General features: G+C 57.7%; 21 protein-coding genes and 3 pseudogenes. 10 read left to right on the forward strand and 14 right to left on the reverse strand.

From position 1 onward, the window contains the following. Positions 1 to 84: 84 nt before the first annotated feature. The 4 genes from FS804_RS22895 to FS804_RS22910 all read right to left on the reverse strand — a co-directional run bounded on the left by FS804_RS22895 (position 85) and on the right by FS804_RS22910 (position 4,876). The gene (locus tag FS804_RS22895; protein ID WP_144579103.1) at positions 85 to 2,055 is read right to left on the reverse strand and encodes a 3-hydroxyacyl-CoA dehydrogenase NAD-binding domain-containing protein; all 1,971 of its coding nucleotides are present in this window, start codon (positions 2,053 to 2,055) and stop codon (positions 85 to 87) included. Positions 2,056 to 2,169: 114 nt separating this feature from the next. Next, entirely contained in the window at positions 2,170 to 3,192 is a 1,023-nt protein-coding gene (locus FS804_RS22900) for an ABC transporter substrate-binding protein (RefSeq protein ID WP_144579104.1), read from the reverse strand. 47 nt (positions 3,193 to 3,239) lie between these two features. Continuing rightward, on the reverse strand, positions 3,240 to 4,007 hold the full coding sequence (locus tag FS804_RS22905) for an ABC transporter permease (RefSeq protein ID WP_144579105.1): 768 nt from the start codon (positions 4,005 to 4,007) through the stop codon (positions 3,240 to 3,242). Positions 4,008 to 4,042: 35 nt separating this feature from the next. Next, on the reverse strand, positions 4,043 to 4,876 hold the full coding sequence (locus FS804_RS22910) for an ABC transporter ATP-binding protein (protein ID WP_144579106.1): 834 nt from the start codon (positions 4,874 to 4,876) through the stop codon (positions 4,043 to 4,045). A 780-nt stretch (positions 4,877 to 5,656) separates the two neighbouring features. Here FS804_RS22910 and FS804_RS22915 point away from each other — a divergent pair. The 4 genes and pseudogenes from FS804_RS22915 to FS804_RS22930 form a co-directional block, all read left to right on the forward strand. Beyond that, complete coding sequence (locus FS804_RS22915; RefSeq protein WP_186376968.1) at positions 5,657 to 6,394, forward strand: alpha/beta fold hydrolase; 738 nt, start codon at positions 5,657 to 5,659, stop codon at positions 6,392 to 6,394. A gap of 309 nt (positions 6,395 to 6,703) precedes the next feature. After that, a pseudogene (locus tag FS804_RS22920) lies at positions 6,704 to 7,315 on the forward strand (methyl-accepting chemotaxis protein); the annotation flags it as partial. 62 nt (positions 7,316 to 7,377) lie between these two features. After that, positions 7,378 to 8,665: pseudogene (locus FS804_RS22925) on the forward strand (IS110 family transposase). 224 nt (positions 8,666 to 8,889) lie between these two features. Then, a pseudogene (locus FS804_RS22930) lies at positions 8,890 to 9,096 on the forward strand (methyl-accepting chemotaxis protein); the annotation flags it as partial. Between the two features lie 142 nt (positions 9,097 to 9,238). Here the strand turns inward: FS804_RS22930 and FS804_RS22935 are convergent. Both FS804_RS22935 and FS804_RS22940 read right to left on the reverse strand, forming a co-directional pair. Beyond that, complete coding sequence (locus tag FS804_RS22935) at positions 9,239 to 9,925, reverse strand: glutathione S-transferase family protein (protein WP_144579109.1); 687 nt, start codon at positions 9,923 to 9,925, stop codon at positions 9,239 to 9,241. Positions 9,926 to 9,963: 38 nt separating this feature from the next. Further along, the gene (locus FS804_RS22940; protein ID WP_144579110.1) at positions 9,964 to 10,641 is read right to left on the reverse strand and encodes a class I SAM-dependent methyltransferase; all 678 of its coding nucleotides are present in this window, start codon (positions 10,639 to 10,641) and stop codon (positions 9,964 to 9,966) included. Between the two features lie 109 nt (positions 10,642 to 10,750). Here FS804_RS22940 and FS804_RS22945 point away from each other — a divergent pair, with 109 nt between their 5' ends. After that, a complete protein-coding gene (locus FS804_RS22945; RefSeq protein ID WP_144579111.1) occupies positions 10,751 to 11,215 on the forward strand; it encodes an Rrf2 family transcriptional regulator in 465 nt (154 codons plus the stop codon). Positions 11,216 to 11,291: 76 nt separating this feature from the next. Here the strand turns inward: FS804_RS22945 and FS804_RS22950 are convergent, their stop codons facing one another. From FS804_RS22950 to FS804_RS22970, 5 genes are all read right to left on the reverse strand, one after another. Next, entirely contained in the window at positions 11,292 to 12,023 is a 732-nt protein-coding gene (locus FS804_RS22950) for an SDR family oxidoreductase (protein ID WP_144579112.1), read from the reverse strand. Positions 12,024 to 12,077: 54 nt separating this feature from the next. Continuing rightward, on the reverse strand, positions 12,078 to 12,626 hold the full coding sequence (locus FS804_RS22955; RefSeq protein WP_144579113.1) for a flavin reductase family protein: 549 nt from the start codon (positions 12,624 to 12,626) through the stop codon (positions 12,078 to 12,080). 53 nt (positions 12,627 to 12,679) lie between these two features. Further along, positions 12,680 to 13,429 carry an SDR family oxidoreductase gene (locus FS804_RS22960; RefSeq protein WP_144579114.1) on the reverse strand — a complete coding sequence of 250 codons (750 nt, stop codon included), beginning with the start codon at positions 13,427 to 13,429 and terminating at the stop codon, positions 12,680 to 12,682. Between the two features lie 215 nt (positions 13,430 to 13,644). Continuing rightward, entirely contained in the window at positions 13,645 to 14,043 is a 399-nt protein-coding gene (locus tag FS804_RS22965; protein ID WP_144579115.1) for a RidA family protein, read from the reverse strand. A gap of 197 nt (positions 14,044 to 14,240) precedes the next feature. Next, a complete protein-coding gene (locus FS804_RS22970) occupies positions 14,241 to 15,104 on the reverse strand; it encodes an alpha/beta fold hydrolase (protein ID WP_144579116.1) in 864 nt (287 codons plus the stop codon). 166 nt (positions 15,105 to 15,270) lie between these two features. On the opposite strand from FS804_RS22970, the gene FS804_RS22975 reads away from it, so the two are divergent. Then, complete coding sequence (locus FS804_RS22975) at positions 15,271 to 16,278, forward strand: hypothetical protein (RefSeq protein WP_144579117.1); 1,008 nt, start codon at positions 15,271 to 15,273, stop codon at positions 16,276 to 16,278. 3 nt (positions 16,279 to 16,281) lie between these two features. Here the strand turns inward: FS804_RS22975 and FS804_RS22980 are convergent, their stop codons facing one another. After that, positions 16,282 to 17,190, reverse strand: a complete 909-nt coding sequence (locus tag FS804_RS22980; protein ID WP_233282595.1) for an AraC family transcriptional regulator — start codon at positions 17,188 to 17,190, stop codon at positions 16,282 to 16,284. Between the two features lie 235 nt (positions 17,191 to 17,425). Next, a complete protein-coding gene (locus FS804_RS22985) occupies positions 17,426 to 18,157 on the reverse strand; it encodes an SDR family oxidoreductase (RefSeq protein WP_144579119.1) in 732 nt (243 codons plus the stop codon). A gap of 72 nt (positions 18,158 to 18,229) precedes the next feature. Between FS804_RS22985 and FS804_RS22990 the strand changes: the two genes are divergently transcribed. From FS804_RS22990 to FS804_RS23000, 3 genes are all read left to right on the forward strand, one after another. Beyond that, the gene (locus tag FS804_RS22990) at positions 18,230 to 18,913 is read left to right on the forward strand and encodes a TetR/AcrR family transcriptional regulator (protein ID WP_144579120.1); all 684 of its coding nucleotides are present in this window, start codon (positions 18,230 to 18,232) and stop codon (positions 18,911 to 18,913) included. Further along, a complete protein-coding gene (locus FS804_RS22995) occupies positions 18,910 to 19,812 on the forward strand; it encodes a LysR family transcriptional regulator (protein ID WP_246665942.1) in 903 nt (300 codons plus the stop codon). Before FS804_RS22990 ends, FS804_RS22995 begins: the two co-directional genes overlap by 4 nt. Positions 19,813 to 20,012: 200 nt before the next feature. Beyond that, positions 20,013 to 20,963, forward strand: a complete 951-nt coding sequence (locus FS804_RS23000; protein WP_233282545.1) for an MBL fold metallo-hydrolase — start codon at positions 20,013 to 20,015, stop codon at positions 20,961 to 20,963. Between the two features lie 247 nt (positions 20,964 to 21,210). Here FS804_RS23000 and FS804_RS23005 read toward each other — a convergent pair whose 3' ends face one another. Then, complete coding sequence (locus tag FS804_RS23005) at positions 21,211 to 22,098, reverse strand: LysR family transcriptional regulator (RefSeq protein WP_144579123.1); 888 nt, start codon at positions 22,096 to 22,098, stop codon at positions 21,211 to 21,213. Between the two features lie 160 nt (positions 22,099 to 22,258). Between FS804_RS23005 and FS804_RS23010 the strand changes: the two genes are divergently transcribed. Then, positions 22,259 to 23,134: a DMT family transporter gene (locus FS804_RS23010; protein ID WP_144579124.1), complete on the forward strand. Its 876-nt coding sequence runs from the start codon at positions 22,259 to 22,261 to the stop codon at positions 23,132 to 23,134. Positions 23,135 to 23,167 lie beyond the last annotated feature (33 nt).

Genomic DNA, 23,167 nt, shown 5'->3' on the forward strand with positions numbered 1-23,167 from the left:
ACTCTCTCGACGCCATTGCCACCTATCAGTCACTAAGACCAGCCGTCACGGACGCGTTTAATTCGCTCGCGGTAACGTCTGCGTTCAGGCGACCGTTCGGACGTGACGTGTCTCTACGCTCATCATGTGCATCGGCCCTCCCCGATGACGGGGAAAGCCGTAACCGTTGATCATCACGACATCGATGTCGTCGGCATTGTCGGCAATGCCTTCGCCCAGCACTGCCATCCCCTCTTGCTGTATCGTCTTGATAATCCGGTCCATGATGTCCGCTTCGGTGAAGGAATGACGGGTGAAGCCGCCCCGTTTGCTTTCATCGAGAATAATGCCCATCACCTCGTCATCCACAACAGGCTTGCCGGACGAATAATCGTACCATCCTTTGCCAGTTTTCCTGCCAAAGCGACCCGCTTCGCAAAGCCTGTCGGCAATGTGCGCCACGCGCTGGCCGCTTGCCTGCGACGACGCCTTTGCCTTGCGTTGTGCCCAGGCGATATCGAGGCCGCTCATATCCTGGACCTCGAAAATGCCCATGGCGAAACCGAAGTTGCGCATTGCGGCGTCGATCTGCGAAGGTGTGGCTCCTTCCTCCAGCATGAACTCGCAGTCGCGCCGATAGGCAGCCATGATCCTGTTCCCGATAAACCCGTCGCACACGCCCGAGACGATGGGAATCTTGCGCAATCGCTTCGCCAGCGCATGAGCCGTTGCCAAGGCTACCGGCCCGGTTTTGGCACCACGCACGATCTCAAGCAGTTTCATGATATGAGCGGGGGAAAAGAAGTGCAGGCCGAGAATACGCTCGGGGTGCTTCGTCGACGCGGCCAGCGCGTCCACGTCCAGATAGGATGTGTTGGTGGCCAAAATCGCGGCGTGCGGCATGATGGCGTCGAGCTTGGAGAAGACCTCGCGCTTGACCGCCATATCCTCGAACACCGCCTCAATGACCAGCGAGCATTCCTTTAAAGCGTCGTAATCGGCCAAAGCGAGCAAACGCTGCAGCGCCTCTCCCGCGCTTTCGGCAGTTATGACTTTTCGCTCCGCGCTCTGTTGGAGCGTCGCGCTCACCCGTTCCCGCGCCTTCTGTGCGGCCTCGGAAGTTTGCTCAACCAACGTGACTGACGATCCAGCGAGCAGAAGTGCAGTGGCAATCCCCGCGCCCATCGTTCCGCCGCCGATGACGCCGACACGCGATAAATCGACCGGATCAGCATCGGGTGTCTTGAGACTTTGTCCTGCACTGCGCTCGGCAAAGAAGATGTGCTTCAAGGCCCGGGATTCGTCCGAAACCGCAAGCCGCAGGAAGCGTTGCCTTTCCCTGTCGAGCGCGATGTCGGCATCGAATGTTGCAGCATCTTTCAGCGCCTCGAGAGCTTCGAGCGGCGCGATGGCGCCTCGCGCTTTTTGTTGGACGGAACGTTGCATGGCTGCCCAGCCGATGGCGTGAGCATTCTTAACCTCGCGCTGAAGCAAAGGCTGTACCGGCTTCTCCAGAAGCGCGCGCGCATATTGCGCCGCCTCCTCCACAAGATCGCGATCAACGAGCCGATCAATGAGGCCGGAAACAAGCGCCGCCGCCGCCGCCATCGGTTTGCCGGACGTGACGAGGTTGATCGCTTTTTCCAACGGTATCAGGCGAGGAAGCCTGACCGTTCCGCCCGAACCGGGAATGATACCGAGGATGACTTCAGGAAGACCCAGTTTTGTACCTGCGAGCGCCACGCGGCCAGCACAGGCGATGGCAAGTTCCAGACCGCCGCCCAGGACCGTCCCATGCAGCGCCGCCACCCATGGCTTGGACGATCCATCGATCTTTTGCAGCACGTCCGGCAAATAGGGCCGCTGGGGGTTTCCGAGTTCGTTGATATCAGCCCCGGCAACAAACGTCCTGCCTGCACAGGCAAGAACGACCGCGTCCACGTCTCGATCGGCGGCGATTGCGTCTGTAACAGCCAGCAGTTCCTGCCGGACCTGTTGGCTGAGTGCGTTCACCGGCGGACTGTCGATGGTGACAATCGCGACACGATCCTGAACTTCGAAATCTACCAACGCCAATTTCGGGCCTCCTGTCATCAGCCTCTCTGTTGCCATTACGGTTCGTCGAGAGGAATAAACGCAGTGGTGAGCGGCGGGTACATCTCCACTCACAGGTGCTCTTGAAGGGCTAGATCACTTCTTCAATTCTGCGACAGCCTGTTCCACATAGCTGTTGTCGAAGTAAGTCTCGGGGGTGCCGGCGATCTTGGTTCCCTGAAGCTCGCTTAGGAACTGGATCACGCGACCGACCGTTTCAGCCATCAGGACGGGCGTGTCCGGATACGTGCCGGCATTGGACTTCCACGCTGCTTCGAACACCTCGTCGGACGTCGACGCGAACCGCTTGCGAACCGCAGCCTTCGCCTTCTCCGGATCGTTATGGATCAACTGATCAGCCCTGGTGATGGCGCGGAGAAACTTCACCGCCATGGCACGATTGTCTGCAAGCCAGCTGTCCTGCGCGGAAATTGCAATCGATGGGTATCCGGCAAGCGGCTCATATTGACCGGCGGACATATCGATCAGCATCTTGCCCTTGTGATCCAGCACCGCAATATCGGAAGTGGGGGACGACAAGGCAAAGCCGTCGATACGGCCACGGTCGAACGAAGCGAGCATTGCGCCGCTGTCGTTCATGTAAAGAAGGCTCATATCGCTCTCGGGTGAAAGCTTTGCAGCGCCCGCAAGGTGGCGAACGAGGAAGTCTGCGCTACCGCCTGCCCCGGCTGCGGCGATCTTCAAGCCCTTCAAAGCGGCAAGACGCTTTTCCATCGGCATGTCTGGCGTGAGGCCAATGCGCTCCGCCGTTTCTTCCGTAACGACGATATTGGACGCGTACTGGTCTATCATCGCGCCGATCAGCTTTACCGGCGCACCTTTTTCTGTGGCATTGATGGCGTTCTGTACCGAGCAGGAACAAATCTCCACGCTGCCGCCCACCAGGCCGGACATTGCCGCACCGCCGCCCTTGAACTTGACGAGCTCTACGTCGAGCCCCTCTTCTTTGAACAAGCCACCATCATATGCCACGAAGAGCGGCAGATGCACGAAGCCATCCGTTCCAAGCGCCACCTTCAATGAATCAGCGGCGTTGGCCGATCCGCTGACAAGGCCGACTGCGATTGTCATCGCAGCAATAAGGGACCGAGCAATCATTTTTTCCTCCCACGATTTCTCAGATTTTATGGTGATAGTTGGCGACCCTAGATCGTCAGCTCGCGGTCATTCGCCGCCGTTTTCCAAGGCATCAACTTCTTCTCGGCAAACTTGACGGCCGTCTGCAAACACAAAGCGAGGAAGATGATGGCGATCAACGCGGCAAATACGCCGCCGGTATCCAGCTGTCCGGCAGCATCCTGCAACAGGTAGCCAAGGCCGCGATTGGAGGCCATGATCTCGCCGACGATCGCACCGATGAGCGCGTAAGGCACAGAAAGTTTGAGGCCCGTGAAAACCCACTGAATAGCCGATGGCATGATGACCTTACCGACGAGATGGCGCTCCTTGGCGCCCATCAAGCGCAGGATTTCAACGAGCTCGCCACTGACGCTACGCACACCGCTATAGGTATTGAGGAAGACAAGGAAGAAAACGATGACCGCCGTCAGCATGATCTTCATCTCGATGCCGATGCCGAACCACATGATGAAAAGCGGAGCCAACGCAACTTTCGGCAAGCTATAGAGCGAGATGAGGATAGGGTCCAAGAGCTCTGCGAGCGTCTCGTTACGGCCAAGAATCAGGCCGACCGCAATACCGGCCGCGGCACCGAGAGCGAAGCCGCCGAGCGTTTCGACAAGCGTGATCCAGCCATGATCGAACAGACGGCCGCTCTTCAAAAGCACCCAGAATCGCTCGCCGACCTCCAGCGGACTGCTGATGAAAAATGGATCTGCAAATCGTCCGGATGCGAATTGCCAGATGCACAGCAGCCCAAGGATGAGTGCGATTCTTCCCAAAAATATTTTCATTTCTACCTCCCGAATTCGGTCACGGCGCCGCGATATCAGTGCGAAGCTGTCATTGAAGGTGCAAGAATGTCCCACAGATCGGAGCAAAGTTGCTGGTAGGTCTGGTCCTTGCGTAGCGCCAGGATCGAACGCTCTCTTGGAAGCGGAACCTCGATGTTCTTGACGATGGTGCCAGGCCGTCCCGAGAACACAAGGCATCGATCTCCCAAAGCCACGGCTTCATCGATGTCGTGCGTGACAAACAGGACCGTCTTTTTCAGACGACGCGACAGCTGGAAGAGTTCCGTCTGCATCTTGATCCGCAACTGCGCATCGAGTGCCGCGAAAGGCTCATCGAGAAGCAGGGTTTCAGGATCGTAAGCCAGCAATCTCGCAAGGGCGGCGCGCTTGCGCATGCCGCCCGAAAGCTGTGACGGGTAGGAGTTCAGGAACTGCGTCAAGCCGACCAATTCCGCCAGTTCTTCGACACGCGCCATGCGCGCCGGCTTCGACATGCCCCGGATCTCCAGCGGAACCGCAATATTTCCCGCAACGGTGCGCCATGGGAGAAGGTGGTCGCTTTGCGTCATATAGCCCGTGCGGCCATTGACGTCCGAAATCGGAGCATTGCGATATTTCACCGTTCCGACGGTGGGCGACAGAAGACCAGCGGTCAGATTGAGCATCGTGGATTTGCCACATCCCGAGGGGCCGACGATGGTGACGATCTCGCCTTCGCGAATGTCGACGTTGATGTCCTTCGTGGCTTGAATTTCGGCAGCGCCAGCCTTGAAGGTCTTGCCGACGCCGGCAAACGATATGACGACATCCGCCTGTGTCTGGACCGGGCTAAAGGACACGTGCTGTATGACTTTTTCGGTAGACGACATAAATCCTCCCATCTTGCTTACGGCCAGATCCCGCGCCGTTTTCGTTAGCTTCGCTGGCTTAGAGGCAGGGGAACCAATGGCAAACCTGTCACGTGCTTTTGAGCACGGTGTTCAAGGTACCGCAGAGCCTCCCAACTCTTCGTGCGTAACCTATTTCCTGAGGGTGATCCGTCCAACGCCACTCCGCAAGAAACATTCAGGCGCTCAATGCCCAACCTATTGTTGGGCAGAATGCATCGTCGGCATCGCAACGCAGATAAGGCAATCCCCATCACGGCAACGTCGAAGGCATTGGGGCAATCGATATTGATGGAGTGTCCACCCGGCAAATCCTCGATGGCGATATGCGGATGAGAGTCGTGCAGCCAGTCACGCGCGGTCTGAAACCGTTTCTCCCAAACGCCATTGACCAACAGCGTCGGCACATGCAGTTCGCCCAGACGCTCGCGAACGGATAGATGTGGTGTTGCCTGTGATAGAAGCATCCATCGAGACAGCAATCCTCCTGACTCAAAACGAACGCTACCAGAAAATCATTCGTGTTACGCCCAACTATTCACACGGTCTCTCCAAACGCCAGGTTATGGGGCGGATCGGCAGGTTTGCGCTATAAGAACCTGAGGGACGGGATATCGTGCCCGGATAGGTACCGGTTGTTTCTTGACGGCGCAGCGCCTCTGTACAATTCAGGCGCGGTTCAAGCCAAAGGACTATACGTCCAAACGCAATATCATGTAATTGTTTTGCCTTATGCCAGGGGAGTTTCAAAGGAGACAGGCTATGAGCACACTTCTCACCATACCGGGGATCATGTCCGACGTCAGGACCTGGAGCGCGGTCGTAAAAAATCTCAATCTGGGAGGCGTGACACTCCACAATGCGGATTTGCAAAGGGACGCCACGATCGAGGAGATGGCCGCCCGTGCGCTTAGCGACACCCAAGGCGACTTGATTGTCCTTGCCCATTCCATGGGCGGGCGTGTGGGCATCGAGATGGCCCGACAGGCTCCGGAGAGGATCCGCGCAATCGTATTGGCGAATACCAACACCGATGGCCTGGGCCCTGACGAGGCGGCCCACCGCGGAGCCCGCATTGCGCAAGCAAATGAGGACATGGCCGCCTATGCTCGGAACTGGGTCCCGAAAGTGATCTCGTCAAGAAGCCTGGAAGAGGCAGACCTGGTGGCTCAAATCGTGGCAATGGTGGAAGACTGCCCGCCCAAAGTCCATGAGCAACAGAACAGGGCTCTTCTTGTCCGACCGGACGCGTTGGACGGCCTGCAATATCTGGCTTCTCCGGTCTTGCTGGTAACCGGTTCCGACGATCACATGTCCACTGAGGCCTCAAACAACGATGTCGCAAGGCGAGTGCAAGACGCCGAGGTCCGTATCGTCGAAGGAGCCGGCCACCTTTTGCCTTTTGAGGAGCCGCAGCAACTTGCCAGCGTCATTCTTGACTGGTTGTCCGACAAAGGTATGGGACGAGACCTTCGGCATAGTCGCGTTAGAGGTATGTAACGAGCGATCGCGACTTACAAATTCGACGCGCATCGCCAGCCTAGCAGTGCTTCAGCGTCTTTAGCTCTTGAGCCGATCTGAACAAATGACCCTGTTATTTCAGTTTCCCCAGAACTCGTAAGGTCACCACGGACTTGCCTTGAAGCATGCCCGATGAAGCGCCGCTTATCATGAGACTGCCAGACCAGGTTTCTGTTATCGCTGCCTTGAGATGACGATCGTTAGGGCCTCCGCCACCTTTCGCGATCCGCCACTCAACGATGGCCTTCTGTCATATCTTCGATGAGGACGTCCGTGAGCGGGCAACCTGATGCCCTGGCGCAGGGCCTCGGTAAACTCGCAGATGGCAACGTTTCCTACCGGATCAATTCACCATTCGTCGCCGATCGCGACAGGCTGCGAGCCGACTTCAACAACTCCGTAAGCAAACTGCACGAGGCTTTGGTGTCCGTTGGCAAGAACGCCCGTGGCATTGATGCTGGCGCTAACGAAATCCGTTCTGCTGCGGACGACCTCTCCAGGCGCACCGAACAGCAGGCAGCATCTGTGGAAGAAACGGCAGCCGCACTAGAACAAATCGCGACGACAGTTCGCGATTCTGCCAAGCGCGCCGAAGAAGTCGGCGGACTTGTGACCAAGACGCGGCTTGGCGCCGAGCACTCCGGTCAGGTTGTCCGCAACGCCGTCGTTGCCATGCAGCAGATCGAAAAATCCTCTCGCGAAATCTCGAACATCATCGGTGTTATCGATGAGATTGCCTTCCAGACCAACCTTCTTGCGCTTAATGCGGGTGTAGAGGCGGCGCGCGCTGGCGAGGCTGGTAAAGGTTTCGCCGCAGCACCTACGGAAGGAAGAACTGGAGCCACCGAGGGAACGGTGCGCGCAGCTTTTTTGCTGCAAGCGCGCATCGTTCGAGGTGGCCATGGCCAGTCGAAGTACCTCTAGAATGTGAGTGTTCACAACTCATTCGGGAGAGACCGACCATGACCAGTCAGAATTCTATACCTGCCGATGCTGTGTTGGTAGCCATCGACATCGCCAAGGTTCGCAATGAAGTGTTGATCGAAGCACCCGGCCATAAACGCCGCCGTCGGTTATCTGTTCTCAATACGCGTGCAGAACATGACCATCTGATCGCGATTTTGCAATCATATGACCGACCGGTGGTCTGCGCCTTTGAGGCAACGGGTAACTATCATCGTCCGATCGCCTGGCGGTTGGTGGAAGCCGGCTTCGAAACGCGGTTAGTGTCGTCGCTAGCGCTTGCCCGCACGCGAGAAGCCTTGCACAACAGTTGGGACAAAAACGATCCCAAGGATGCCCAGGTGATCCTACACATGTTGAGGATCCACTCGACTCAGGTCTATCATGATCCCTTGCGTGCTGGCATCAACGACGTTCAAGAATTGTCGAAGACACACGAAGCCATTGCTAACGCCAAGACCGAGATCCAACATCGCATCCTGACGCATTACCTGCCGCTGTATTTTCCAGAGATCGAGCGTTTCCGGGGTAACAGTCGGAGCGACTGGTTCTTCGCGTTCCTCGACGCCTTCCCCACACCATCGAGCATCACGACACTGACGAAGGAGAAGTTCGTCGAAGCGGCATGGGATGTTGTCGGCAGGAAAGTGAGCAAGTCACAGATTTTAATGGATATTTATGAGACTACCCGCACCTCGATTGGCTTGCCATTGCCGCTGGATGCGCCTGCAATTCGCATGTTTCGGATGGTTGTCGCCGAAGCCCGCAGCCTGATCCGCCAACGCAACGAGATCGAAGCACAGGCCGATGATTTGCTGCGAAACAGCCGTGATTATCAGATCCTGCGGCAGATTCCTGGGATCGGTCCGATCAACGCGCTAACGATCATTGCGGAGGCTGGGGACCTGCGCCGCTTTCATCATCACCGTCAGTTTCTCAAATTCTGGGGGCTGGATCTGTCGACACAGCAATCGGGCCAGTATCGCGGCCAAACCCGACTTTCCAAATTCGGCAACGCGCGGCTGCGACGAACCCTGTGGATTGCTGGGCAAGTTGCAATCCGCCAGCGTGAGAACGGCTTCCGACATAAATTCGAACGCTACATCGCGAGAGATCGTGACAATCCCGATCTCCGCCGCAAGGCAATGACCGCTATTACCGCCAAGATGGCGCGTGTCGTACACGCCGTCGTCAAAAGCGGTTCAGATTACCGGCCCTTCGTTGAAGGGCGGGTACCAGGTGGAAGAACCTCTGTCAGTTAGAGCCGTGAGGGCATCCTTCGAATGACCCTGTAGACAATGCTTGGGTCTTCCACCTGGAACAGAAGCTCGTGTTAAGGACGGTGAGGGCCAAAATGATGGACCCTGTGTTTGCTATGGACGAGACCTTTTCCCTTGCCAGTGGAAGCCGCCTGGTTCGACGATGTGACTTGACGAGCGTCATGCAGCGTGAGCATGCTGACGGACAGAGAAACTTTGCCTGCCAAGCCCATTTTCTTCCGCACTTAGGACGTTGTCGCGCAGGAAGTTCGCGAACTCGCCCAGCGCTCCGCGACTGCGGCAAAAGAAATCAAGACGCTGATTGTCACCTCGGGCGATCAGGTTCGTTCGGGCGTCGAACTCGTTGGCAACACTGGCAAGGCACTTGAGGTGATTGTTTCTGAGGTTCAGCATATTAACCAGCATGTGAAGTCACGGACCGCTACCTCCCAGTCAACAAGGTGAATTCGGCCCCCCGGCTGTGGCAACGGCTCATATAAGCCACACGCCTTGAACGGAATCGAACCAGCGTCCGGTCATCCTAACCGACTATTTGCATGTGACTGAACCACTTGAGCACGTGGGAAGTAAGGGACTCAGCCTAAAAGTAAACTCCCGTCTGCCCCATCAGACCCACTGCCTTGCACTGCAGTTGCTCGGGATAGGGTGGCCGCTTGGCGCTGGGCCGCTGGCTGAACCTATCGAACCACATCTGGAGCTTAACGCACCCGGGCGGGATCGGAACGGCATAGAAATCGCTCGTATACTGCAGCGTCGCCATCGCCACGCAGTCAGCCAGCGTGACGTGCTCACCGGCAATGAATGGGTCTTCGCTCATCAACCTTTCGATGAGCCGCAGCTGCCCGAAATACCGGTCGGAGCAGATGTCCGCGACTTCGCGGCTTGATCGCACCACGCCTTGTCCGAGCGCACTGCCGTGGCGCGCCCAGAGGCCGAAAAAGGTAAGGGCCTCATCGACAACATGAACGATTTGGCGAACCTTGGCCCGTTCCGCTGGTGTCTTCCCTCGCATATCGGGGACCGGGATCCGATCCTCAAGATATTCGAGGATCGCAAGCGACTGGGCAACTAAGGTACCATCGGCGTCCCTGAGGATGGGGAGAGATCCCGTGGGAGTGAGAGCCCTGATTTCAGGCGTCGGCGTCTGCTCACGCTCATTTGGCTCCGCATACAATGTCACCGCGACGCTCTCAGGCTGCTTTTCTGCCAGGTAGATATTCACCCTTTGCGGATAAGGCCCAAAGGCGAAATTGAAAATTTCAATCAAGCTGATCCCTCCTTATCGACAGGGCGTTGTGCGCAGCGTCAGGCGGTCATGACCCAGCCGCGGAACGAAAAAGCGGCGTAGAACAGGCTTGGTTGCTGGAAGCCGGCTTCGCGAAAGCACGCTTCTTCCCGGTCCTGCGAAAGCAGCGGCAACCGCTCGGCCATCGCCTCGGCCGAGGCTGCTGCCTGTCCAGGCGCCGAGGTCGGACCCGCGGCAAATGCCGCAGATCTCGCCAACCAAATTTGCGCTTGTCCTTCGATCTCAGTGTGATGGGCGGCAACGAAAACGCCGCCCGGCTTCAGACGCCTGCAGATCTCCTGTAGAGTCTCCAGCCGCTCGTGCCAATCGAGGAAATGCAGTGTCAGGAGGCAAACCGCGCCATCGAAAGGACCGGCTGGTGCATCGATCGCCGTTCCATGATTAAGTTGCGTTCGCTCGGCGCAAAATGACGTCGTTTGGCGGGCGATGTCCAGCATGGCAGGCGAGGGATCGACGCCATTAAATCGCCAGTCCGGCCGCATCTCCGCCATAGCCCTGATTTCCAGGCCGCCGCCGGCACCCACGACGAGTATGTCGGCAGCACCCGGCGCCTGTTCGGCAAGAAGCAGCGCTGCCATTTTGTGGAGGTCTGCAAGCCCTGGCACCTTGCGCGGCGTCTCAAGGACATAGTCGCTGACGGCCGCCAGATTCTGGAATGGATTGGGATTGCCGTTCATGACGAACCTCTTTATGTATCAGTCGAAGATACATAATACGCTTTCGCTTCTTGTATCAAGTGATGCTACATGATTCGCCAGGATGATGCTCGCACGAGTGGGGCGGCCGATGAACAAGGATACGAGACTATCTGATGTGTTGCATGTGCTCTTGCACATGGCGCAAGTGAAGGAGTGCCTGACATCGGAGGTTCTGGCACGAAGCATGGGTACCAACCCAGCCGTATTCCGTAGGACAATGGCGGGGTTGCGTCGCGCGGGCCACGTCATCTCGGGCAAGGGCCACGGCGGGGGCTGGCAACTTGCGCGACCCCTTGAGGAAATCACGCTTCTAGCCGTCTATGAAGCGCTGGAGCGGCCGACACTGTTTGCTATTGGCTCACGCGGCAGGCATCCGGGATGCAGGATTGAAGAGGGCGTCAACTCAACCCTGGCGGAGACGATGCGGCAGGCGGAAAGCCTGCTGTTGCAGCGATTTGGCCAGGTGACGTTGGATCAACTGATGCCGTCGCAGGCAAAGGCATCAATGCAGACTTGCCGCAGTGCCTTACCCGCCACGCCGCGTGGGGACTGAGTTGACCCCCAAGGCATGGCGTCGCAACGCGGGCGCTGCCGCAGAACCGCAGCAGCGCCGGATGAAGTGCCGGGTTTCAGTCACCCGCCGTAGGTCGAACGACGATATCGCTCGTGTCCACCCCGTCAGGCTGGCCTATGACATGCATGATGGCCGCTGCAATCGCCTCGGGCTTCAAAGCGATCTGGCGATAACTCTCCATGGCCTGCGCCGCCACCGGATCGGTGATCGTGTTGGCCAGTTCAGATTCCACCACACCCGGATAGATGCAGGTGACGCGGAGCTTGTCGTTCTCTTGGCGCAGCCCGTCCGAGATCGCGCGAACCGCATATTTGGTTGCGCAGTAAACGGCGGCCGTCGGCGAGACGGCAAGGCCGCCGATCGACGAGATATTGATAATCTGACCGGATCCCTGCCTGTTCATCACTGGCAGAACCGCTGCAATGCCATGCAGGACGCCCTTAATGTTGACGTCGATCATAAGGTCCCACTCGTCCACCCTCAGGGACGCCATGGGTGACAGCGGCATGATGCCAGCATTGTTGATGATCACATCAATCCGACCGAACTCCCGGACAGCCGCATCCGCAAAGGACTGGACGCTGTCACGGGACGTCACGTCAAGGCTTCTATAGATCGCCTTGCCGCCGGCGGCATTCAATTCGCCGGCAAGCTCTTCCAGCCGATCCGTTCGCCGCGCACCAAGCACGACCGTGGCGCCGGCGCCGGCAAGTGCCCGCGCGGTCGCTTCGCCGATCCCGCTGCTCGCTCCGGTAATCAGGATGATCTTGTTTTCGATGTTCGTCATCTGAGTATTCCTTCCTTGGTGGTTTCAAATGGGGCAACGGCCTGCGCATGGTGCTCACGGCAGGTGACGCCACTTGACCATGCGGTGCTTCAGGTCGAGCGTGCCGTTGTCGACGGTGAAGGTCCCATCCCCGCGATGGTGCAGGGTTCGCCGTTCCGTGCGGCTTTCATTGAGCCAGATCCTCTTCGCCTCGAGGATGAAGAGGTTGTAGGGGTCGCGCAGCCTGTCATCGATGACGACACATTCGATGTTGGCCAAGCAATCCGCGAGAAGGGGAGCCGAGACCTGCTCCGCGGGCCTGGTCCTCAGGCCAAACCGCTCAAACTTGTCGAAATCCGCGCCGGAACAGTTTCCGACATCGACAACGGTTTCGGCCAGATCGAGGCCTGGCACGGCAATCACGCATTCACCGGTCTTGCGAAGCGCGTGATAGCTATGATCCCAGGGGCCGATCACACAGCCAATGAGCGGCGGATCGTGCTGGATCATCATGTGGAAGCCCATTGTCAAGACATTGGGCTTGCCGTTGTCGTAGGTCGACACCAACACGATCGGGCCAGGTTCAAGCAGACGGTATGCCTGCAATGCGGGTAGTTCCTTCATCTGGATCTCCATTGAGGCCCCTGCGCAGCGGCAGGGGCCGAAAGGGCGGCGCCTTACCAGCCCTGTTCCACGGGCAGGACGAAGAGTTCGGCCACATCAACATGCGCCGGTGCCTGTGCGGCAAAGACGACCGTGTCGCCGATGTCCTCGCCCTTTAGGAAGGTCATCTGGCCGGCAAGGTCGTCCATCTGCTGGCGGTAGCCGGGATCGGTGATGTGATCGTAAAGCTCTGTGGCGACAGCACCCGGCTGGATGCAGGTGACCCGGATGTTGTGCTTCGGGCCCACCTCCATGCGCAGGCCATCCGAAAAGGCGGCAACGGCATGTTTGGTGGCGCAATAGACCGACAGACCCTTGAAGACCTTGCGGCCGGCAATCGAGGACATGTTGAAAACATGGCCCGAATGCTGCTTGATCATCTGCGGCAGGACGGCGGCCGTCGTATTGAACAGGCCCTTCACGTTCACATCCACCATCCGGTGCCACTCATCAACCTTGAACTGATCAATATCGGAGAGCGGCATCAGGCCGGCATTGTTGACGAGGATGTCGATCGCACCATAGGTATTGACAAGCGTCTTGACGCTAGCTTCGACGGAGGTGGGGTCAACCACGTCCATCTCGAGTACTATGGCTTCGCCACCCACAGCCTCGATCTTTGTCCTGAGTTCATATAGCTTTTCGGTGCGGCGGGCGGCAATGCCAACTCTCGCTCCGGCCTCGGCAAGCTTGAGAGCGGTTGCGGCGCCAATACCGCTGGAGGCGCCGGTCACGAGGGCGATTTTTTCGTTCAGGTTCGTCATTGTCGTCACTCCTAATCTGGGGAAGCCGCCTTGAAGACGGTTTGTCGCGTTGACGATGTGAGATTTAGGCTCGACTGGATGAGCTTCTTTGGGGGTCTTGCGCCGCATGTCGGGATCTTGCGCAAAAGTCGCGATCCGCATGCGTGTGACGCAAATGTGCAAGGCAGGAGCCTTAGATTTGCTCCCAGCAACGTCGTGGCAGAGCGCGATGAATATCAGCGGTTGCTCGGTATACGAGCGATAACCTTGATCTCGAAGTCAAACCCGGCGAGCCAGGTGACACCGATCGCAGTCCAGCTTGGATAAGGTGGTTCCGGAAATACCTCGTTTTTCACCGCCATGATGACGCCGAATTGGTTTTCGGGATCCGTGTGGAAGGTCGTCACGTCGACAACATCGTCAAAGCTGCAACCTCTAGCCGACAGGGTCGCTTCAAGGTTCGCGAAGGCCAGTCGGACCTGCGCCGCGAAGTCGGGCTCTGGTGATCCGTCGGACCGGCTTCCGACCTGGCCGGAAACGAATAGAAGGCCGCCGGAGGCTATTGCTGCCGAGTAGCCGTGCGCTTGGTAGAGGGCGTGACGATCCGTTGGAAAGATGGCGGTACGTGAATTCATTTTCTCTGCTCCTTTACTCGGCGGTCCGTAGACCGCCGTCATTGAAAGAGAAGAAGCTAGGAGCTGATGGTGGATCGTCTCGCGCGATCTTGCTTCGTGTGTTGCGCTTTTGCTGAATTCGACGGAGAAGCGCCCAGCCAGCGAGTTAGCCGCCTGAGCCTAGAGAAGAGATCTGCGGCCGGTAGCGCTACGACGACTTACGAGAACGTTGCTGAAGCAGGCCGTATAAACTGCGAAACCAGTTCCGCAATTTTCTCCGGCTGGTCCTCCGGCGAGAAGTGACCGCAATTTTCCAAGATGGTCAGGGCTGACCCAGGGATTGCATCACGGAGCTTTCGCCCCCACTCTGGGACCTGCCACTCGTCATTGGCGCCCCAGATGAGTTGCACAGGGAGGTCTTTCAACTCACCAAGCCTGTCAGCAACCTCCAATGTATGGACAGGGTCGTAGTGCTTTACCTGGTGCTCAAACAGGCTCGGCTGCCCGATCGGACCAGAAATGTAATCAAGATACGTCTCAAGAGGACCTTCTTCGAACCTATGCTTGTCGTACACAGCGCTGAGCAGCCAATCCCGGAAATGCGCCCGATGGGCGGCGTCGGGCGCTTTCATCAGCGCCTCGAGCCCCTTTTCCATTTGCTGCTTGGTCCGCCTTGAGGGATAGCTGTCGAAGCTCACGACGTCGATCATCGTTAGGGACTTCAATCGATATGGACTAAAAACGCCAAACCTTTGCGCTATTCCCCCGCCAATATCGTGCGCCACCAGATGAAAACGTTCGAGGCCCCAGTGCTCCAGCATCTTTTCGAGAATAGGCACTTGCCCAGACATGGACGTGTCCACATTTCCTGCCTGCGGGCGTTCGGAAAGACCGAAGCCTAGGAGATCGAACACGTGGATCTTGCACCCGGCTTTGATGAGGTGTGGCGTGACATTCCTCCAGATGAGCGATGAGGACGGGGTTCCATGGAGCAGAACCACGGGTTCTCCGTTGCCATGGGTGCCGGCGGCAATGCGATGGCTGTTGACGAGAACCTGCTGGTTGATCAGATCATTCCCCATTTGTATCTCCACTCCTCTCGAGGCCGGCGACAACGATGCCACCGCAACACCTTTCGGCCCGAAGACGCCGACGCGCTCGTGTCGAATGGCGTCAAGATTGCACCTGAGCCAGTGAGACTACAGCGGCACTTGCTCCTGTGCTCATGACAAATATTGAGGTTCTTCCATGCGAAATCGATTGTGCGTGACCTGCAACGAGGCAGCCGCCGGCTATCTGAAGGCGAGCCAGGTATCTATTCCAGCGAGGTCACAAATCATACCTGTGCGCAGCAGCTTCATCAGGTCTCCTGTCATTGAAGTGGATCTCGGCGACAGCGACAAACAACAGGCCCTTCCCTCTATCCACCCGGCGCTGGAACAGATCTTGCAGAATTGGCGTGACGCCGATCAGGTGGAGCTGTACATAGATCCTGACCCCAACAGCCAACTGCTGATGGTCTATCTATTGAGCCATGCCCTTGCCGCGGAAGTCGGCCACACGAATCTGTTGATCTTCCAGCGCATAACACCGTGGGGACAACAGCTCCCTCAGACGCAAAGCAGTTCGGTGGTGGCGCCGATATCGGTTGAAAATCAGCATCTGACCGCCGCCGCCGCAATATGGTCGGCCTACTCAGCTTCCACGCCCCATGCATGGCTTGGCCTTAGTTTAGACGAGCTGTCCCATTTTCCCTTCATGACCCAGACAAGAGAAGCGCTTCTTGATGATCTGCCGAGCGCCGAGACGGGCCTTGGCTCGTCCGAGCGCCTGGTACTGATGACTGTCGCCGATGAAGGATGTACCGTCGGCCAGGTTGCTAGGGCCTTTGCCAGCGACCCGTTGCATCTGCTTAGTTTGCCTTTGGTCGTTGACCTCATTACAACACTTGCGTCAGGCGTTTCGCCACTCATTGCCGGGCTGTCTGGACGCTTGAGGGCGACAGACTTTTTTGATGATGTCGACGCTTGGGACACGTATGTCGGAAGCTACCTTGGATTGACGGCTGACGGGCACAAGATCATCGCGGGCGCGATTGATTTCGTCGAGACGCAGGGCGTTGATCGCTGGTGGGGCGGCACCCGATTGATGGGACACACCTCTTGGCGATGGGATAAACAAACGCGTGTTCTGATACCACCAGAAAACTTGATGTGTGAGAACATCGGGACACCACCCTGGATCTGCGGCACATAGTATTCACGTCTTGCGATAGTGGCTGGGCAGCAGTCCCGTCTCCCGTCTGAAGACTTGCGAAAAATGGCTCGGGCTGGTGTATCCAACAGCAATGCCTACTCGGATGATGCTGAGATCTGTCTCTTGTAGAAGTTGCTGAGCGCGCGCCATCCGTTGACGGATGAAGTAGCGAGAAGGTGACAGCCCTGTCGCTTTCTTGAACAATCGGCTGAAGTGGAAAGGGCTCATCCCGGCCTTTTCCGCAAGCTCCGCCAGATTGAACGGTTCAGCCAAGTGTTCTTCCAGATGAGCGATCGCCCTTCTCAGCTTGTAGCCTGGCAATGCGGTTTGCCGATCATCATCGCCGCCGTTTGAGGCGTAGTTTCGTATTAGATGAACAGCAAGACTTTGGGCTAGCCCTTCGACATACAGCTGGCTCCCCCTACCTTGCGCCGTGAGCTCGTGGTGAATGAGAGCCAGGAAATGTGTCAGCCGTGGATCCTGACCTCCCGACACATCGCGCAATCGTGGAGGAGTGTCGCAGCCAAGAACATCGCCTGCCACCCGCTCGAACAGAGGGACAGAAATGTAGAGGTGCATCACCTGAAACGGATCAGATCCGAGAGCGCGCCATCGCATCTCATAAGGCCGGTCTGCTCGGGTCAAAAAGAAATCGCCAACGTTAACACGGGCAGTCTGCCACTCTCCATCGAGATCTCGCTCTTCGACGATGGCCTCACCCGACATAACCCAGACCACGAGCGGCTCGGCCACTGCTGGGACCAGAAACGGCTCCTGGTTCTGATGGCGTGAGTAGACTTGTACGAACAGATCACTCCAGGCCAGACCGTCTCCGCTCAACAAGGTTCGGCCTGCTATGAACTGCTCCAGCCCACGCGGTGACGTGCGATCGGGGACAGTTCGGTCCAGCATAGGTGCATCTGCGCCCGGCGGAAAATCCCCATCATCCTCTGGCGATAGAGGACCGGGATCAGGATGATCGGAGGTTGCGACTGTCTCTACCATGTGTTTCCTTGGGACTTGGTGCCTTCGCCGATAATCCGTTTCACTGACGCCCGCTATTGATGCCCGGGCAAAGGCGTGGTTCGCGGTTGCGCGACAGAGATGTCGGAAAGGGCCGGCATAGGCCGGCCCGGATAACGTGACGCTACCAACCGACAGAGCCCTCGGGGGCAACAAATCGGCCAGAAACCGCATTGTCGTCGAGCAAAGCATATTGGACCGGAAGGCGGGCCCCCTCTTCCGGTGTCATGTAGCCATTACCTCCAGTCAGGTCCGTTTTGACATAACCCGGCGCTACCGAGTTAACGACAATGGAGCTCCCCTTGAGCTCAGCGGCCAGTTGCACCGTAAGCATATTCAACGCCGCCTTCGAGGCGTTGTAGCCAATCAGGCGTGCCTCGTAGTACGGAGACGTAGGATCACCATTCACCGTGAGCGAGCCAAGCGTCGTCGCCAGATTGACGATCCGGCCAGCGCTCGACTTGTGCAAGAGCGGTAACATGACCTGTGTAACGGCCAGCGTCCCGAGAAAGTTCGTCTCCATCAACCGTCTGGCCGCACCGACCGTTGCAACCGAAGGCGGCCCGTCCTCAGCGTCGACGACACCGGCATTGTTGACAAGAATATCGAGCCTGCCGTGGCGGGCCGAGATGGCTGCAGCTGCAACTCGGACTGTCTCCTCGCGATTAAGATCCAGCTCGATGGCTTCCACAGCCAATCCGGCCTGGGTCAGTTCCTTCGCAGCCGTGTCGCCGCGGGCATAGCTGCGGGCGCCCATGATTACAGTGACACCGGCCTCCGCCAATTGCTTTGCGATCTCCAAGCCGATGCCCTTGTTAGCGCCTGTGACGAGCGCGATTTTCTTTGTATCTGTCATTCATTCACCTTTGTATTTGGGAAGGATGCAACGGTAAATATATGAAGGATAGTTCGGATTTTGGATTCGCATATGGATGTGCCTCCCCCTCGCCACCTGAAGGCCCGGAAACAGCCGCGTCAGGCCCGCTCCGCCACTACGATCGACGCTATTTTCGAGGCGACTATTCAGGTTTTGATTACGGAGGGAACGCACCGGCTGACCACCACGCGTGTGGCAGAGCGCGCCGGCGTCTCGGTCGGTACGATGTACCAGTACTTTCCCCACAAGAAGTCCTTGCTCTACGCGCTCAACGAACGCTATCTCGACAAATTGGCGGAGCGCGTGGAGATGACCTGCCGTACACACCATGCTCGGTCGACCGACGAGATGGTCGAGGCGCTTATTACCACTTACTGGGAAGCAAAGACGGAGCGTAGCGATGTCACGCGCGCACTCTACAGCTCTGCGGTAGAACTGGATAATGAGGCGCTGATTGATGCTTTCGCCAAGCGCATGGATGCAGCGACGAGGGCGATGCTGCTGAGCGCTCCTGATGCTCGCTACGAAAACATCGATCTCGTCAACCTCACGCTTCTCTCCGTCATCTTCGGAACGGTCAGGAATGTTTTCGAGCGCAACCTGCCACCTTCGGAGCAGACTTCCATACGCGATGAGTTGAAGCGCATGTGTCTCGCCTACCTCGCTATGGCATCCGGTGAGGTGTGTGCGACAATCCGGCCGCCTGAGGAACGACATAGATGCTTCGAGACATGAGCGACACGCTAGCCTTCGTTGAAGTCGTCGAGCGGGGAAGCTTCACCGCTGCAGCGGAGAGCTTCAGAACATCCAAGGCGCGGATCAGCAAGAAGGTGCAGGACCTGGAGCAGAGGCTGGGGGTGAAGCTCCTTCACAGAACCACCCGCAACATACGTCTGACGGAGGCGGGATCGATCTATTTTGATCGTTGTCGCGATCTCGCGCGGCTTATCGGTGACGCGGAGAGCGCGGTCGAGCAGGTGCATGGCAAACCCTCTGGGTGGTTGAGGGTGACGGCGCCGCACTGGCTAGTCACCAAGGCCCTCGCCCCGCTCATGGTCGGGTTTCGAGAAGCCTATCCAGAGGTCAAACTGCAACTGCTTCTCGACCACGACGTCAAGAACATCGTGCAGGAGGATATCGATGTCGCCTGCCGCTTGTGGAACGGCCCCATGCCCGATTCCAACCTCGCCGCCCGTCGCTTGGCCAACGTTCAGACAGGCCTTTACGCGTCGAGGCAATACCTTGAGCAGCACGGAGTCCCACAACATCCGTCGCAGCTGAAAGACCATGCCTGCCTGGTGACGCAATTGTTTTACGGGAAGCCTCAGCACTCATGGCCTTTGACAAGGCAGAGTGAGGTAATGGATTTCCCGATCAACCCGGCGGTTGTCGCAACAGACCCGGAGGCCTTGTTCGAATTTCTGATCCGAGGACAGGGCATACAGCTCACCAATCCCCACCTCGCCCATCAAGCGGTGGAAACCGGCGACGTCGTCCGTATTCTCCCTGAATGGTCCGGACCCAGTGCCATATTGTATGCCGTCAGGGCCGGTGGACGCGTCCAGCCTCTCAAGGTCCGGTCCTTCATCGACTATCTGAGTGAGAACCTCGAAAACGTGCTGCGGCTAACCTGAGCAGTCTATCTGCTCGATCCCTCATTGTAATCAGATCGCTGACAGCGCGATCAAGGTTCAGCGCCTAATCGCCCGAACGACCACCCCTTACTTTCATCCCGTACTCGCCGCGCGCATCGAATTGCCGCTGCTCGGTGACAATGGATGAAGGATTTATCATGAACAGCATAACACGACGAAACGTCCTCAAGGGGGCGTCCATGCTAGCCACGGTCGCGGCCATTTCGGGAGCCCCCTCCCTCACGTTCGCGGCTGCCCCCAAGCAACACTTTCAGTCGCCCGGTTTTTTCAGGATGGCTCTGGGCGATCTGGAAATCACGGCACTCTCCGACGGGACACTGCCCCTCCCTCTTCCAGAAATGTATCGTGACGTGACTGCAGAGCAAGCCGCTCGACTGCTGCACGCAGCTTACCGTGACATTCCGACTGACACATCGGTCAACGCCTTCCTCGTCAATGACGGTCAGCGTCTCGTCCTCATAGATGCCGGTAGTGGTAGCTACTTAGGCGCGGAGGCCGGGCATCTATTCGCCAACCTGGAAGCGTCCGGCTACAAGGCCTCTGAGATTGATCATGTCATTTTGACCCATGTCCACACGGATCATTCCGGTGGCCTGGTTCGGGACGGGAAGCTCGTCTTTGAAAACGCAACCCTGCATGTTCCCGCGCGTGAACTTGAATTCTGGCTGAAAACTCCGGTAGAGGCGCGACCTAAAGACTTGAACCAGCAGCTGTTCAAGGAAGCAGAGGATTGCCTTCGGCCGTATCTCGAGCGGGGCCGGGTTGAAGTGTTTCAGGATGATAAGGAGGTAATTTCGGGTTTCCAGTCGATCATGCGCCCTGGCCACACTCCGGGCCACAGTTCGATCGTGGTTCAAAGCGGCGGCAAAAAACTGGTGTTCTGGGGCGACATCACGCATGGCGATATCGTTCAGTTCGAGCAGCCTGATGTGACCATCGAGTTCGACGTCGATCGTCCGAGGGCAGTGCGATCCCGGCTTGACGCCTTCGCCGAAGCCATCGCGGAAGGTTATCTCGTCGCCGGCGCGCATATTGCCTTTCCGGGGATCGGCAATGTCCTCAAAGAAGGCGAACACTTCGACTGGATGCCGGTGAATTACTCTGATGGTGAAGCTGGCATGGTGAGATGAGAACCTGATGGCGACGATGTAGGAGCTAGATCGTTCGTCGATGGGGGAATACATAGAGGGCACAGCAATGGGTCGCTTGTTACCCGCGTCGCCACTTATTCTCTGGTCCCATCGACGACAATTCTGATCGCGGCACGGGCTGGATCATAGGGCCCGGCCCACCTTCGGGTGGCGCCTGCCTCTCGGCACGTGGACTATATGAGCGGCGTTGGCAACGATGGTGGCATCAAGCCGAACCCAGTCGAACTTAGCCCATCAACGCCAGACCTCCCTGACGCCCAACCTCGGCTTGTATTTCAGCGACGAGGCTATCAAGAGCCGGGTTCCGCGCCTTCCGTGCCCGCCGTACAACATAGGCAAGCGAAGGGGGTGCGGGTAAGCGATCGGAGATAAGGCGCATGTTGCGGCTGATATGACGATCGCTCAACAATGCGACTCCCATCCCGGCATTGACCGCAGAGACAATACCCGCCGAGCTGGAGCACTCAAAAACCGTTTCCAGAACGACATCATCCCGCCCCACATCAAGCGCCCACTTCCGGTAAAAGCAGTCATCATCGAAGGACAAGAACGGGACTGGCTCTTCGCGTCGGAGCTCTAGCTCGGGGTGGCTTACCCAGCGAAGAGCTTCATTGTAGAGAACAACATCCGTGGGCCTCACTTCATGATCAAAAATCTGAACGATTGCGGCGTCCAACTCGGCACGCTCCAGCATGCCGCGGAGGACAAGGCTCATTCGAACCTTCGTCTTAACAGCCACATTCGGGTGCAGTTTTTTGAAGCGTCCAAGTACGCGTGCAAGGTCGCTGCAAGCGGTATCCTCTGTAAAACCCAGCAGCAGTCGGCCCGCGAGTGGCGTCTTCGCGAGACTCCGCAAAGCCTCGTCGTGCAGGTCTAGTATCTTGTTCGCATAGTCCAGGAGCTCTTGACCAGCTGTGGTGAAAACTGGGCCGCCTGTTCGGCGCGAGAGCAACTCGCAGTCAAGATTCAGCTCAAGTCGCCGAATCTTGTGGCTGACGGCCGATTGCGAAAGTCCTAAGGCAGCCGCTGCCCTGGTGATTCCGCCGTGGTGCTTGATCGCGCGCATTGCCCGCAGTGCGTCAATTTCCAAACGGCGACTGTTGATCTCGATCATCCTGACATCCGCGTCAGTGTTGCAGGGCGATCCTAACAGTATGACAGATACAGAACGAATGTCATGGCATCATCGACATTTGTCATGCGGCATTGCGATGTCGGCTCGTTAATCCTGGAACGTAGCTGCATGTACGAGGCACAATGAATTTTTCGAAGGCATTAAGGGCCAACATCACCGCCTTTGTTCGTGGCCGCTATTGGCCACCCTTCTGATCGTTGGCTGGAGCTCCGGGTTCGTGGGGATCCGATATGCGAATGAGGAGGCAAGCGTCATGCTGCTGCTCTTCTGGCGCACCCTGCTGGCCGGACTGGTCTTACTTCCGTTCGCGCTGGCCTTTGGTCCCAGAATGTCGCTAGCTGCAGTCAGGTATCAAGCGTTGCTCGGGTTCATGGCGGTTTTTCTGTACCTGGGCGGTTTCGCGCTCGCCATAGAGCAGAAAGTGCCAACCGGTTTGGTAGCACTCATCGCCGACCTCCTTCCGCTTGCTGTTGCTGCCCTCTCGCAACCCGTCCTCGGTGAGCGCTTGACGACACGACAGTGGCAAGGGACCGCAATCGCAGTCTCAGGTGTGTTGATCGTATCCTTTGACAGCCTCGGTATAGGCACCGCTCCGGCCTGGGCCTATATTCTCACGGTTGGATCAATGTTGATCCTCGCTCTCGCCTCTGTTGTGAACAGGAGGAACTCGACGAGCGGCATGCCGGTCCATCAAAGTCTCTGTGTCCAAATGCTGACGGGCGCGGTTCTGTTCGGGCTTTGCGCGTCCATGCAAGGCAGCCTTGTGCCTCCTCTCACGCAGAAATTCGCGCTCGCCATGGCCTGGCTGGTGCTGATCGCGACGTTCCTAGCCTACTCGGTGTATTACACCAGCCTTCGGCTCTTCCCCGCAGCAAAGGTCAGCGCGGCCATCTACCTCAGCCCGCCAGTTACAATGCTGTGGGCATGGATGCTGTTTTCGGAGCCTCTGACGTTGATGATGCTGAGCGGGCTGGTGATAACTCTAGTCGGCGTGTGGATGACGTCTAGGCCGTAAAGGATGCGCCTTGAACAGAATTGAACCCTTGGC

This window comes from Agrobacterium sp. DE0009 (genome assembly GCF_007680755.1).
Lineage (GTDB): Bacteria > Pseudomonadota > Alphaproteobacteria > Rhizobiales > Rhizobiaceae > Agrobacterium > Agrobacterium tumefaciens_B.

Excerpts from the sequence above, each read along its gene's own strand:
- FS804_RS22900 (WP_144579104.1), bottom strand. The coding sequence starts at position 3,192 with ATGATTGCTCGGTCCCTTATTGCTGCGATGACAATCGCAGTCGGCCTT.
- FS804_RS22905 (WP_144579105.1), bottom strand. The coding sequence starts at position 4,007 with ATGAAAATATTTTTGGGAAGAATCGCACTCATCCTTGGGCTGCTGTGC.
- FS804_RS22910 (WP_144579106.1), bottom strand. The coding sequence starts at position 4,876 with ATGTCGTCTACCGAAAAAGTCATACAGCACGTGTCCTTTAGCCCGGTC.
- FS804_RS22915 (WP_186376968.1), top strand. The coding sequence starts at position 5,657 with ATGAGCACACTTCTCACCATACCGGGGATCATGTCCGACGTCAGGACC.
- FS804_RS22940 (WP_144579110.1), bottom strand. The coding sequence starts at position 10,641 with ATGAACGGCAATCCCAATCCATTCCAGAATCTGGCGGCCGTCAGCGAC.
- FS804_RS22945 (WP_144579111.1), top strand. The coding sequence starts at position 10,751 with ATGAACAAGGATACGAGACTATCTGATGTGTTGCATGTGCTCTTGCAC.
- FS804_RS22950 (WP_144579112.1), bottom strand. The coding sequence starts at position 12,023 with ATGACGAACATCGAAAACAAGATCATCCTGATTACCGGAGCGAGCAGC.
- FS804_RS22955 (WP_144579113.1), bottom strand. The coding sequence starts at position 12,626 with ATGAAGGAACTACCCGCATTGCAGGCATACCGTCTGCTTGAACCTGGC.
- FS804_RS22960 (WP_144579114.1), bottom strand. The coding sequence starts at position 13,429 with ATGACGAACCTGAACGAAAAAATCGCCCTCGTGACCGGCGCCTCCAGC.
- FS804_RS22965 (WP_144579115.1), bottom strand. The coding sequence starts at position 14,043 with ATGAATTCACGTACCGCCATCTTTCCAACGGATCGTCACGCCCTCTAC.
- FS804_RS22970 (WP_144579116.1), bottom strand. The coding sequence starts at position 15,104 with ATGGGGAATGATCTGATCAACCAGCAGGTTCTCGTCAACAGCCATCGC.
- FS804_RS22975 (WP_144579117.1), top strand. The coding sequence starts at position 15,271 with ATGCGAAATCGATTGTGCGTGACCTGCAACGAGGCAGCCGCCGGCTAT.
- FS804_RS22980 (WP_233282595.1), bottom strand. The coding sequence starts at position 17,190 with ATGCTGGACCGAACTGTCCCCGATCGCACGTCACCGCGTGGGCTGGAG.
- FS804_RS22985 (WP_144579119.1), bottom strand. The coding sequence starts at position 18,157 with ATGACAGATACAAAGAAAATCGCGCTCGTCACAGGCGCTAACAAGGGC.
- FS804_RS22990 (WP_144579120.1), top strand. The coding sequence starts at position 18,230 with ATGGATGTGCCTCCCCCTCGCCACCTGAAGGCCCGGAAACAGCCGCGT.
- FS804_RS22995 (WP_246665942.1), top strand. The coding sequence starts at position 18,910 with ATGAGCGACACGCTAGCCTTCGTTGAAGTCGTCGAGCGGGGAAGCTTC.
- FS804_RS23000 (WP_233282545.1), top strand. The coding sequence starts at position 20,013 with ATGCTAGCCACGGTCGCGGCCATTTCGGGAGCCCCCTCCCTCACGTTC.
- FS804_RS23005 (WP_144579123.1), bottom strand. The coding sequence starts at position 22,098 with ATGATCGAGATCAACAGTCGCCGTTTGGAAATTGACGCACTGCGGGCA.